This is a genomic window from Longicatena caecimuris (assembly GCF_004341945.1).
Lineage (GTDB): Bacteria > Bacillota_I > Bacilli_A > Erysipelotrichales > Erysipelotrichaceae > Longicatena > Longicatena caecimuris.
The window spans coordinates 39221-51949 of record NZ_SMBP01000001.1 but is presented as its reverse complement, the minus strand read 5'-3'; the positions used below and the strand labels follow the sequence as shown (position 1 = coordinate 51949).

At 37.6% G+C, this 12729-nt stretch carries 15 protein-coding genes and 1 riboswitch; of the genes, 4 read left to right on the top strand and 11 right to left on the bottom strand.

Features of this window, described 5'->3' with window-relative positions:
- Window positions 1-47: 47 nt before the first annotated feature.
- Window positions 48-222, top strand: a riboswitch (cobalamin riboswitch).
- Between the two features lie 77 nt (window positions 223-299).
- Both EDD61_RS00250 and EDD61_RS00240 read left to right on the top strand, forming a co-directional pair.
- Window positions 300-794: an ATP:cob(I)alamin adenosyltransferase gene (locus EDD61_RS00250; protein ID WP_132223150.1), complete on the top strand. Its 495-nt coding sequence runs from the start codon at window positions 300-302 to the stop codon at window positions 792-794.
- 485 nt (window positions 795-1279) lie between these two features.
- Window positions 1280-1702, top strand: a complete 423-nt coding sequence (locus EDD61_RS00240) for a DUF4430 domain-containing protein (protein WP_008688311.1) — start codon at window positions 1280-1282, stop codon at window positions 1700-1702.
- Between the two features lie 212 nt (window positions 1703-1914).
- Here the strand turns inward: EDD61_RS00240 and EDD61_RS14215 are convergent, their stop codons facing one another.
- The 10 genes from EDD61_RS14215 to EDD61_RS00190 form a co-directional block, all read right to left on the bottom strand.
- A complete protein-coding gene (locus EDD61_RS14215) occupies window positions 1915-2658 on the bottom strand; it encodes a DUF3781 domain-containing protein (RefSeq protein WP_132223147.1) in 744 nt (247 codons plus the stop codon).
- 441 nt (window positions 2659-3099) lie between these two features.
- Entirely contained in the window at window positions 3100-3444 is a 345-nt protein-coding gene (gene rbfA, locus EDD61_RS00230; RefSeq protein WP_008688305.1) for a 30S ribosome-binding factor RbfA, read from the bottom strand.
- Between the two features lie 14 nt (window positions 3445-3458).
- Window positions 3459-5309, bottom strand: coding sequence for a translation initiation factor IF-2 (gene infB, locus EDD61_RS00225; RefSeq protein WP_008688303.1), 1851 nt, complete (start codon window positions 5307-5309; stop codon window positions 3459-3461).
- A gap of 8 nt (window positions 5310-5317) precedes the next feature.
- Window positions 5318-5611, bottom strand: a complete 294-nt coding sequence (locus EDD61_RS00220; RefSeq protein WP_008688301.1) for a L7Ae/L30e/S12e/Gadd45 family ribosomal protein — start codon at window positions 5609-5611, stop codon at window positions 5318-5320.
- Window positions 5608-5865, bottom strand: a complete 258-nt coding sequence (gene rnpM / locus EDD61_RS00215; protein WP_008688300.1) for an RNase P modulator RnpM — start codon at window positions 5863-5865, stop codon at window positions 5608-5610. Before rnpM ends, EDD61_RS00220 begins: the two co-directional genes overlap by 4 nt.
- A gap of 20 nt (window positions 5866-5885) precedes the next feature.
- On the bottom strand, window positions 5886-7565 hold the full coding sequence (gene nusA, locus EDD61_RS00210; RefSeq protein ID WP_119983341.1) for a transcription termination factor NusA: 1680 nt from the start codon (window positions 7563-7565) through the stop codon (window positions 5886-5888).
- Between the two features lie 20 nt (window positions 7566-7585).
- The gene (locus tag EDD61_RS00205; RefSeq protein ID WP_132223144.1) at window positions 7586-8053 is read right to left on the bottom strand and encodes a ribosome maturation factor RimP; all 468 of its coding nucleotides are present in this window, start codon (window positions 8051-8053) and stop codon (window positions 7586-7588) included.
- A gap of 223 nt (window positions 8054-8276) precedes the next feature.
- Window positions 8277-8447, bottom strand: a complete 171-nt coding sequence (gene rpmF, locus EDD61_RS00200) for a 50S ribosomal protein L32 (protein ID WP_008688294.1) — start codon at window positions 8445-8447, stop codon at window positions 8277-8279.
- 15 nt (window positions 8448-8462) lie between these two features.
- Window positions 8463-8981 (bottom strand): YceD family protein, encoded by a 519-nt coding sequence (locus EDD61_RS00195; protein ID WP_226896747.1) that lies wholly within the window; start codon window positions 8979-8981, stop codon window positions 8463-8465.
- A gap of 293 nt (window positions 8982-9274) precedes the next feature.
- The gene (locus EDD61_RS00190; protein WP_132223141.1) at window positions 9275-10204 is read right to left on the bottom strand and encodes an alpha/beta fold hydrolase; all 930 of its coding nucleotides are present in this window, start codon (window positions 10202-10204) and stop codon (window positions 9275-9277) included.
- A 174-nt stretch (window positions 10205-10378) separates the two neighbouring features.
- Here EDD61_RS00190 and EDD61_RS00185 point away from each other — a divergent pair, with 174 nt between their 5' ends.
- Both EDD61_RS00185 and EDD61_RS00180 read left to right on the top strand, forming a co-directional pair.
- Entirely contained in the window at window positions 10379-11476 is a 1098-nt protein-coding gene (locus EDD61_RS00185) for a tRNA(Met) cytidine acetate ligase (protein ID WP_119983338.1), read from the top strand.
- Window positions 11449-12042, top strand: coding sequence for a YdcF family protein (locus tag EDD61_RS00180; protein ID WP_132223138.1), 594 nt, complete (start codon window positions 11449-11451; stop codon window positions 12040-12042). Before EDD61_RS00185 ends, EDD61_RS00180 begins: the two co-directional genes overlap by 28 nt.
- 134 nt (window positions 12043-12176) lie before the next feature.
- On the opposite strand, the gene EDD61_RS00175 is transcribed toward EDD61_RS00180, so the two are convergent.
- Window positions 12177-12722, bottom strand: coding sequence for a GNAT family N-acetyltransferase (locus tag EDD61_RS00175; protein WP_008978442.1), 546 nt, complete (start codon window positions 12720-12722; stop codon window positions 12177-12179).
- Window positions 12723-12729 lie beyond the last annotated feature (7 nt).

Here is a 12729-nt window from a genome sequence, read left to right as displayed (position 1 = left end):
CTGGCTAGACATAATATAGAAAAAAAAGCTATAATTAGATAGAACAATTGAAAATGAATATTACAGGTGTAGACATACTCAATAAGGAAGAAAGTGAAAATCTTTCGCTGCCCCAGCAGTCGTGATATGGACGAAATCCAAGATACCATTGTGCTTATGCATGAGAAGGTGGAAAGTAGGAAGAAGTTAAGCCGAAAGACTTGCCTGTAATGAATGCATCTGCTGGGTGATCAGAAAAAAGCAAATCATTTTTCCTTTTTTCTGTTTCACACTCCACAAGAAAGAGAGGGTGAAAAAGAATGCGTATGGAATATTGTGCATATAGCTTTTTAAGTGAAGATGGCAGCTTATGTGATTATGAAATTGCAACAGATGAGCTTGCCAGTATGACGGCCGTATGTGCGCATCATGTCAAACACATCAAGAGAAAAGATATACAAGAACTTGTTACACTCATCTATCATGCCAATGGTTCTATCCGAGGTAAATGTGCCATACAAAAGCAGGAGGTCATGCGTCTTCATGCAATGTATGAGTTTTACTTTGTCAGGATAGAACATTTTGTTTTACCAGTAGGCAGCCTTGGTACAACATATTTACATGTTTTGCGTGCAAAAACGAAAGCCATTATACGTATCCTGACGAAATTGCAAAAAGAAGGGCATACCATAAATCACCATTTGCTTGACTTTATGAATTTATTGGCAAATACCTTTTTTATGATGTGTCTGTATGAAAACAAAGCAGAAGGCATTGCGGAACAAGTCTTTATCAGCAAGTCCTATGAAAGCTAAAGAATTATGCTACATTGCGGTTATGGCCGCAATAGAATCGGTTGTATTTACATCATTTTCATTTGTTCTGTATCTGGAATGCATCACCTTTACCATTGTCCTTTTTGCAATGTGTTTTGAAACGAAACAAGCTGTGTTAGGTGCCATCGTATTTAGCATCGTGAATTTATCTATCCAAGGCGTTACCCCTTGGAGCATGATGTATTGTCTGATCTATCCTCTTTACAGTCTGTTTATTGGCATAAGTAAACCTTTTTTACAAAAACACTTTTGGTTACTATGTTTCTTATGCGGTTGTTTATCTTTTCTAACCGGTCAGCTTGTCCAGATACCATTTCTTCTTATATCCAAAAAAATCACAATCCTTTATATCTTAGCAGGGCTGAAAATATCATGTATTCAAGGATGTCTATCCGCTTTTTGTTGCATGATCTGTTATCAGCCTATATATACCATTTTAAAAAAAATTACAAGGAGTACTTCTTATGGGAAAATTATGTAAACTACTCGCCATCTGCTGTATCCTGTTTATCAGCGGATGTACGAATAAAGAAACAAGCGAAACAGCGAAATCAGCTTCACAAGAAACAATTACTTTACACATCGTTGTAAATAAAGAAGGCGAAGAAATATTTAATAAAAAAGTTAGTGTCAAAGATCACGTAACTACCTTAGCTGACTTTTTAGAAAAAGCCAATGAGCTAAAGGTAGAAATGGAAGACAGTGCGTATGGGAAAAAGATTGTTTCCATCCTAGGTGTTAAAACGAAGGATTGGCAAAAAGGTCCATGGTGGCTATATGAATCGAGCAATAATGAATCTTGCCAAGCTTCCGGCCAATGCGATGCTGCCAGTGCCTTAAAGATTAAAGACGGTGATGATTTCACTTTTAATTTTCAAGGCATGTAATATAAAAACTTTTGGAATGTGAACAGCTTATGTTACACATTCCTTTTTTAATCACTTATATAAGTTTATAACATATGATAACTATCCTTTCATATACGAATAAGCAAGGATGATCATGATAATGAACATCAACAAGTTATAAATATGGTAGAATAGCAATTTTACACGCTATTTGAGTATGATATCTTCAATTAGTGTTCGAATTTTTTAAATCATTTGATAGCATGTGCGGTAATAATCGTATAACGATAGGCATTAATTGTTATTTTGATCCCATCAATCTCACCATACCAGTTTTTTCCTATGCGATAAATCTGACAGTTTTTATCCAAGAGTTTATCTTTGCAATACGCTACAACATTTGATACGTCTAATTTTAAGTTGGTTTTGATACGCTTGCTTCCCTTCTCTGTCGTATGAATCTCATCAATATGATCGAGCAATATCCTTTTATCTTCATTCAAATTATCGTTATGCATAGAAATCGCTTTGTGTTCTTTACAACTCAACTCTGTTACCAGCAATTTAAATACGGCCAGCTTAGCAAGCATCTTAGGTGAGAACTGCCAATCTATTTTGCCAGTATTGTGATACATGATTTGCGATAAAGCATATGCTTTCTCTTTTGCATCTGTTAAGATAACAATCTTTCCTGTCCCAATAATACTTTGAAAAGCTGCTGAATATGCACAAGGATTTTTTGCTTCTTGTAACTGATAATTTGTATCAAGTTCAAATCCAACAGGATTTCCTGTTTTCATACACTCAATCTTTCTGCCTTCCATAGCACTATGAAAATAAAAAACATAATCTGTTGCTTTCTTTTCAAATCCAAAATTTAATGGCACGATGTAGACGGCACCCTTATCTATAAAACCTAATCTACAACAATAACACTGAGAGATGATCTCCATAATTTTTTTCTCGTCAGTAACTTCTCTATCTTTACGTCTCATTTCCATTCCCCTATAAAATTAAACCTTTCTTTAGCCTATTGTATCATGGTAACTTCTGATAGTGAACTAGTTTTCTCCTACAGTCTCTTCTTGCATGCCTTTTGTAAAAGCAAGTAGGCGATAGTCATTAAACTATCGCCCCTTATCAAACCGTACGTGCCCTACGAAGGCATATGGCTTACCAATATGCCTATTTAGGTTATCCACTATATCGTAAATTCACTCCTGAATTTGCGATTTTCTTTATTCTCTTTTGTGTATAGTATTTGATACCTTCTTCTTTCAATTTCTCGATATATTTTTCTCATCTGGTTTTATTCTTTTCCTGTTGATAAATACAATCCCTTAATAAGAAAGAAAATTCAACCATGACTGCACATGGTTGAATTAAGCGACTGCCTGACGCACAAAAAGATGCAGCCACAATTGACTGCATCTTGCTTATGAATGTTCATTAATCTTACTAATAATTTTCTCAATCTTATTGCCTCTTTCTAATGCATCATCGATTAGAAAATGAAGCTCTGGTACTTTACGCATCGTTAAACGTTTTGCTAAAGCACTGCGAATAAATCCTTTACTGCGATTTAACGCCTTCATCCCTGCTTCTTCTCTGGCCTTTTGACCTAGAAAGGATACATAGATTTTAGCAATTGAGAGGTCATTTGTTACCGTGACATCTGTAATCGTAATAAAGCCAATCTTAGGATCTTTTAGCTCAAACTGAATGATCTCACTGACTTCTTTCTGAATGATTCCGGCAATTTTTTCTGCTTTTACTTTCATTCTATCACCTGATGTTATTCTGGCTCAACCTGTTGGTCTTCATACGCCTCAATCAAATCTCCTTCTTTGATGTCATTAAAGTTTTCAATAGTCATACCACATTCAAAACCATTTTGAACTTCTTTCACATCATTCTGGAACCGACGCAGAGAACCTAACTTACCGGTATAAATTACAACACCTTCACGAATCAAACGCACACTGCAATCTTTCGTGATATGTCCATCCGTCACCATACATCCGGCAATCGTTCCCACCTTACTAACCTTGTAAGTCTGACGAACTTCTGCCTGACCAATGACAACTTCTTCATAAACCGGTGCCAACATTCCTTTCATTGCACTTTCCATTTCTTCTAAAGCCTTATAAATAATGTTATGCAAACGGATATCTACGCCTTCTTCTTCAGCTTTTTTACGCACCATTGCATTAGGGCGTACATTAAATCCATAAATCACCGCATTTGATGCACTTGCCAACATGATATCACTTTCAGTAATGGCACCTGCCGTGCTACGGATGACATTCACCTTCACACCGGAAACTTCAATTTTTTCCATACTTGCCTTTACTGCTTCGGCAGAACCCTGTACATCCGCTTTAACGATGACATTAATATCCTGTACTTCACCTTCTTCAATCTGACGTGCTAGATCATCTAATGACATCGCACTTGAAGAGTTACGTTCTTGATCAATACGTTTTGTTAAACGTGTTTCCGCAATTTGACGTGCTTTCTTTTCTGAATCAAATGCTTTAAAGATATCCCCTGCAATTGGCACATCATTTAAACCAATAATCTCAACTGGTGTAGATGGCAATGCTTCTTTAATTTCGCGGCCACGATCATCTGTCATCTTACGTACGCGTCCAAAAGCAGTACCAACAACGACAGCATCACCGGTATGCAATGTACCATTTTGTACAAGCAAGGTTGTTACCGGTCCGCGTCCTTTATCCAACTTCGCCTCGATAACAGTTCCGGTTGCCATCTTATTTGGATTCGCGCGGAAATTTTCTACTTCTGATACAACAAGAATGGTCTCCAACAAATCAGAAACACCATCGCCAAATTTTGCTGATACTTCCGCAAAAATGGTATCTCCGCCCCATGCTTCAGGAAGTAATCCTAAGTCACTCATTTCATTCATGATACGATCTTTATTAGCATTTGGTTTATCAATCTTATTCACAGCCACAATAACCGGAACACCAGCCGCTTTGGCATGATCCACCGCTTCTTTGGTCTGTGGCATAACGCCATCATCAGCAGCAACGACGATGATAACCAAATCGGTTACTTTCGCACCACGTGCACGCATGGCCGTGAAAGCTTCATGGCCCGGTGTATCTAAGAAAGTAACTTTTTTACCTTTCACTGATACTTGGTATGCACCAATGTGCTGCGTGATGCCACCAAATTCACCTTCTGTTACGTGTGTTTTACGAATCGTATCCAACAAGGTTGTTTTTCCATGGTCAACATGTCCCATGATCGTAACAACAGGAGGACGGGATACTAAGTTTTCTTCATCCTCTTCTTCAACATTCATCATCTCTTCAAAATCACTCTCTTCGATGATGATTTCCTTGTGACATTCTACATTAAATTCCATGCAGACAAGTTCAATCGTTTCATCATCCAAAGTCGAGTTGATGGTTACCATCGTTCCCATCATAAAGAGAAGCTTGATGATTTCACTTGCATTGCGATTTAATTTTTCTGCTAATTCCTGAACCGTCAGTGCAGAACTGTACGTAATCTCTTTTACTTCCACACGTTCTTTCCGTGGTGTAAACTCTTTTTTGCGATTTCCATTGTTCTTACGGTTTCCATTCCCTTTTTTGTGTTGTTGTCTTGCCATATAATCACCTAGCCTTTCAAGCAAGCATGAAGTTTTTGTGCAAAACCTTCATCTAATATTGCAACAGATTTGCGATTCTTATCACCAATAGCCATGTTTAATTCTTCCCCATTCATAAAGACATAGGGCACATGATAATAGGCACATTTATCTGTCAGCTTTTTCTTACCGTTTTCTCCCATATCATCTGCCATAATAAGCAGCGAAACCTGATTGCTGCGCAGTTTTTTAAAGATCGTTTCACCGGTAGCTATCTTATGGGCACGCATAGCCAATCCCAGTGTTCCAATTGCTTTCTTCATTCACCAAATAACTTTTGTAATTCCTCATAAAGTTCTTGAGGAATCTCACATTCTAATGAACGCGCCAAAGCTTTTTTCTTCTTTGCCACTTCCAGTGCCTCAATACTGCGCTTTAGATAGGCACCTCGACCATTCTTTTTCCCTGTTTCATCAATTTCAACATTACCATCAGGGGTACGAACGATACGAATCAATTCTTTTTTTGGAAGACTTTCACCAGTTGCCACACACTTGCGCATAGGTATTTTTCTCATAAAAGCTCCCTCCTTTTTCTTTATTCTTCGTAATATTTATCATATTCATCGAAGTCAATCTCATCATGAATCCAATCATTTTCTTCTTCTTCACGTTGAGCACGTTCGATTTCTTCTAGTTCTTCTTCTGAGTAAATAGGCTTCATTTCATAATCCTTTTTACTCAAATCAAAGGTTGGTTTACGGCGTTCTTCCTTTTCTTCACTCTTTTTCCAACGTGGTTTGCTAACCGGTTTTTCTTCCTGTTTTGCGCTAACATCTGCCAATGTTTCAAATTTTGATTTATATTCTTGTTTTTCTTTGATATTTAAGCCTTCTTGACGCTGTTTTTCCTTAGCAATACGAGCCGCTCTTTCCAGATCGCTCTCTTCTTTTTCTTCTTCAACCACTTCTTCTTCCACTTCTTTTTCAGCCACTTTTTCCACTTCAGGTGCGATGATACTTGCTTTCGCTTCTACTACTACATCATCTACCATTTCTTCTGGCTCTTCTAATATTTCTTCCTGGAAGGATACTCCTGCATCGGCAAGTGATATAGCTTCTTCACTCGCTGCCTCTTCAAAGCGTTCTTGCTGTGCCAATGCTTTGGCAGCAGCCTGCGCAGCTAAGAATTCTTCACGCTGTTTCATAGCGATGCCTTTCCAATCAATACCAGCTGCATCCACATCGCTCTCTGCTTTAATATCAATCTTATTGCCAGTCAATTTCACTGCCAAACGTGCATTTTTACCACGTTTACCAATAGCTAAAGATAACTGATTATCTGGTACGACAACCAATAAGCCACCTTTACGTTCTTCGCTTGGGATTACGGCTAATACTTCCGCAGGTGAAAGAGCATTTTTAATTAATTCTGTAACATCTTCACTCCATTCAAAGATATCAATTTTCTCACCGCCAAGTTCATTGATGATAACCTGAACACGCTGTCCACGCGGCCCGATACAAGCACCAATTGGATCAATGTTTTCATTGTGAGAATAAACAGCCATCTTTGTGCGTTCTCCTGCCTCACGCGCGATTGCCTTAATTTCAATCACACCCTGGAAAATTTCTGGTACTTCTTTTTCAAACAGACGTTTTACTAAAGTTGCATCACCGCGAGATACTAACACCTGTGCACCTTTGGTTTCTTTATTTACTTCAATGATCACCACGCGAATACGATCACCTTCATGATAACGTTCGTTAGGAATCTGCTGATTTTTAGGCATTAATGCCAATGTCTTTCCGATATTTACGATACAGAATTTTTCCTCGACAGACTCAATCGTTCCAACAACCATCTCATCAACTTTATCACAATATTCTTCATACACAATCAGTTTCTCAGCTTCACGGATTTTCTGTTTCATAACGTTTTTAGCTAAGATAACCGCTGCTCGGCCTAACTGTGTAATGTCTACTTCTTCCTCGACAACACCATCCAGTTCTAGCTCTTGATTGATTTTCTTTGCATCTTCTAATGAAATTTCCAATTCATCATCTTCTACCGTTTCAACAATCGTACGCTGTTGATATACCTTGATGTTTCCCGTTTTTTCATTAACATCTACACGTACTAATGCATCAGGAATTTCAATGTGTTTACGGAATGCCTTAGCCAACGCTTCTTGTAGCGCTTCTACGACAACTTCCTGAGGTAATTTACGATCACTTTCGATTGCCTGCATCGCAGCCATAAAATCTTTTAACTTCATGTTCTTCTTTTTCCTTTCTCTTAAATTTTCACACTTAAGCGAATTAATGCGATATTATCGCCATCAATTGTTATCTTTTTCTTTACTGCTTTATCCATATATTCCATCGTGATATCACCATTTTCATAAGCACGCAAATATCCTTTTACGGCATCCATGCCTGCTTTGGGATTTTTCAATTTCACATAAACATATTCATCCAGAGCATCTTGAATCTGTGTTTCATCCTTTAATTCACGTTCAGCACCCGGAGAACATACTTCTAGAAAATATTCACTGGCAATCATATCTACTTCATCCAGCTTTTCTGATATTTTTTCTGACATAGTTGCACATGTATCAATATCCATACTGCCATCTTTGCGCATGATTGCAACCTGTAAAATGCGATTTTTACCTTCTTGCTGCCATGAGACATCGTACAATTCAATATCTTCTTGTGCGAGAAGAGGTTTGATCAATTCTTTGATTTTTGACAATCCGTCCATAACATTCTCCTTTACAACATAATGAAGGAGTGGGCATGACCCACTCCGTTTGAAGTTCTATAGTTAATATACCACGTTCTATGAAATTATTCAACGCTTTTCCCCTTTTTATTTTGAAATTCTGAAAAAGCATAATTTTAAGAGGGGATATTGTTACTGCTATATCTGTGATAAAGCAGTATATGTTTCAGAAAAGAAAAAACCGGTTGCCCGGTCTGTTTTCTTATTTTTCTACGATTGTTTTACCGTTGTACTCACCGCATGAACACATTTTGTGAGGCATTTTGTATTCACCGCATGCTGGACATTTCACCAAAGTTGGCGCAGCCAATTTGTAGTGAGTTCTACGTTTTGCTTTTCTAGTTTTTGAATTACGTCTCTGCTGAACAGCCATGTTAGCACCTCCTACTTAATCTTCCAATTTGAATTCTTTCAACTTTGCTAAACGAGGATCTATATCATCCTTTTTAGATTTCGTATAGTCTTCCTCTTTGACAACTTCCCAACCGTCACCTTTAGGATACTCTTTGATTCCTTCTTTTACGACCTTCAAAGGAACTTCCATAAGTATCAATTGAAAGATCACCGGCAATAGTTCTACGACATCACCTTTTACTTCGTGTACATCTTCATCCTCTGTCTTGTCAAAAGAGAACACTTCCAAAGATTTTGTGTGGAAATCATATTCTACATCCTCAAGGGTTATAGAACACGGCACGATCATCACGCCTTCAATATCCAGATCCGCAAATACGCGTTCACTGGCTGTATCGTAATGAATATTTCCTGATACCGTAACATCCTGCAATCCTCTGATTTGGTGCATCTTGGCGAACGCCGCAGGATCGAAAGCAATCGTATCCGTAAAATCGATTGTTTGTTTATCCGCCTGTAACAGCTCAGCTCTAGACCATTTCAAAAGAATCACCTCGTTGTCTGACCTATCCTATTATAAGGAAACTGGACAATAAAGTCAATATATTTCTCACTTTCCCATGATTAGGCTAATATATTAAACCACAAAAACGAAATGAAAGAAAGACTTTTTCTTTAATTTTTATTTTTTGTACCTAATTTTTACTAATTCTATCTGCTTTTTATAAAGTTTTGCATTTTCTTATATCCTTCACAGCAGTATCCCCTTAAAGTGAAAAACATGTTATAGATGCTATTCTCACTTCATCTTTGTTTTCATTAAAAAGTGCTTATCAAATGAACAGCTTATGTGTTTGTAGTATGTTTATTCAACCATTTCAAAAGATCCCGATACACTTCTCCTTTATCTCTTTCGTTCAAGATTTCATGACGCATTCCTTCATACAATTTCCAAGATACATTCGCATATCCAACCTTACGCATCAACATTACAGCTGTATGGAATGCCTTTTCAGAAATGATACAAGGATCTTGTTTTCCGGCAATGAAATAGATAGGCATTGATGCATGGTGGCATTGCCAGCCTTTTTTATCATATACAGTCATCATTAAAGCGAAAAGATTTTCAAAACCGTTTAAAGTAAACGTAAAGCCACATAAAGGATCTTCATCATATTCCTTTACCACATCTGCATCACTGCAAATCCAGCTGTTCTCACTTTTAGCATCTTGAATTCCATCATTATGATGCCCAAATGCCAAACGTTGTAAGAAAGAACTACGATAATGATCTTGTTTCACTTTCTCCATGATCTGACAAAGTATCTTACCAAAAGCTGCTGCTTTATTTTCACTTGGCGAACCACAAACAATCAATCCATCAATATCCCTATCATAACGTTTACAGTATGCACGAACGGCTAAAGAGCCCATACTGTGACCGAATAAAAACAATGGCACATGTGGAAAATGCTCTTTTATACGCATACTGATTTCATGAATATCTTCTATTAAATAGGTGGCATCAACACCATAGAAATATCCCAAATCTGCTTGTGACTTTACACTTTCCCCATGACCGCGATGATCATGAATGACACATAAATAGCCCGATTGTGCCAAATAATGCATGAGATTTTCATAACGTTCCTTATGTTCTGCCATACCATGTACCAGCTGAATCACACCAACAACTTCTCTATCCGGCACCATGCACATACCATGAATACAAAGACCATCACATTGACTGATAAAACTGAATTTTGTTAGTTTCATAAATGCCTCCGTTTTCTTGCCTTATCTGTTTTCATTGTACCATAGAATCGCTTAAAAATATGCTGACAAAGTATTCACATTGTCTAAGAGAGTACTATCTCCTAGAATTGACAATGTCAATACGTAAAAAATATGATAGAATAAATACCATATAGAAAAGAAAGGAGTTTGCTTATGCAGGTATGCGGTATTGTCACAGAATACAATCCCTTTCATAACGGGCATCAATATCACATTACACAGGCGCGTAGCATTCGCAATTGCGATTGTCTGATTGCCATCATGTCTGGTAATTTCGTGCAACGTGGAGAACCCGCCATCATTGATAAGTGGGAACGTGCTGCTTGTGCTGTTGCTCATGGTGTCGATATTGTCATTGAACTCCCCTATCCTTATGCAACACAAAGTGCCGATATCTTTGCTCAAGGAGCCATCCGATTGCTTACGCTGGCTAATGTCAACCATATGGTGTTTGGCAGTGAATGTAATGACATTGAGAAATTAAAACATTTAAGTGAACGAGCTGCTGCTTTACCAGTACAGAAAAAGCAAGCCATGGTAAAAAGCTTTGCTGATTCGTGTACCCAAATCGCTAGTAATGATCTTTTAGGCATCAGTTATTTAAAAGCATTGCAAGGCAGTGCTATACAGCCTTATACGATACAAAGAACAAATTCATATCATGAATTAACCTATACGAAGACAATCGCCAGTGCCAGTGCCATCCGTCATGGTATCATGCTTCATCAGGATGTTCATCATGCCACAGTAATGGCAAATAAATTAGATACAACATATGCTTTCACACATTATTACCCTTATTTACAGACATTACTTATGAGCATGGATCGAGAAGATATTAAAGCAATGTTGATGGTAGAGGAAGGAATGGAGCAGCTATTACAGAAAAATGCCGCTCTCTATAGCGATATGGATAGCTTTGTAAATGCTTGCATCAGTAAGCGTTATACCCGCAGTCGCATTCAACGGACCTTACTTCATATATTAACCCAGACCAAGAAAACGGAAATACAGAAACTCAGTCCTTTACAGCACCTACGCATTCTTGCAATGAATGATGTTGGCCGAGCCTATTTGTCACAATTACGCAAACAAGATGATCTGATCATAGCTTCTCGATTTAACCAGATTCCACAAGACTGGAGAAAGATTGAGTTACGTGCGACACAGGCATATACATATCCGTTAACACCAAAAAACAGAAAGGAAGCGATTGCCAAAGAATGGCAGTCTTTGGTTTATATCAAATGATATTACTCATCTGTATCATCCTCTTTGTGTTGCTTGCAAATCTTTATCTATATCATCATTTTCCAAAACCCAAACATCCCTTACAAGACATTTCTTATGATGTCGCAATTGTATTGGGTTATCCTTGTAATGCAGATGGCAGTTTATCAACAGTCCAAAAAAAGCGTATGGAGACTGCTATAAATTTATATCACAAACATTGCGTTCACCACTTATTAATCAGTGGTTCCTGCGTGCAGAATACTTATGTCGAGGCAGAAATGATGGCCGCTTATGCTTTGACACAAAAGATACCAAAACAAGCCCTTGTCTTAGAAACCAAGGCACGTAACACGTATGAAAACTTAAAATACGCGAAATGCATTTGTGATGAAAATCAATGGGAAAACATTATTGTTATCACTAGTCCTTCCCATATGCGAAGAGCTGCCTTTTTTGTACATAAGTTTTTTCGTAACTATGTCATGGACACCTATCGTGAGCATAGTAGCATTAGAGTTAGAATGGATGAATACTTTCGCATGTGGAATACATTATATTATGAAAGAAAGCTTAGAAAGAACTAACACATCCTTTTTAAGCTTTTTCTTCGTCTTTTGTGATATACATGACTTTTATTTAAAGCCTTTATATTCTGCCTTATCGCATACCCCACACCAATAAAAAAAGAGCAGATAGTCCCTTTAAAAAGAGGAACCATTTACTCTTCTATATCATAGTTGCTTAGCTGTTTTTCTTGTTCCCATGCATATACATAATGATACAAAGCTGTTGTAAATTCAGGGACAAACTGTCCAATTGTGACAAGGCGAAACCCATTGCGTTCATACATCTCTCTTAGTTTCACCTTCTTCTCACGCACATCTAAACGCACTTCCGGATAGCCTTCTTTACGTCCCTTATCCTTGAAATAGGTAATCATAGCATCGCTATAGCCTTTTTTGGCATGAGCAGGATCAACACAGATCTTATGCAGATATAAATACTTTCCTTTGTCTACATCCGGCCAATATAATTCATCGACATCAACAATGAATAACCCGCAAACGACTTCTCCATTACATTTACCAACATAATAATCATCAATCGTATATAATTGCGAAAAGGCTTCCCATGTGACATCTGCTAAGCGCCATTGTGGAATACCATGAGCATTATTATACAAGACCCGACGACGATACATTTCTAAGATTGCGGGAATATCCTCTGTTGTTGCTTTCGTTATTAAAAATGTTTCTTGTTTCATAAAACCT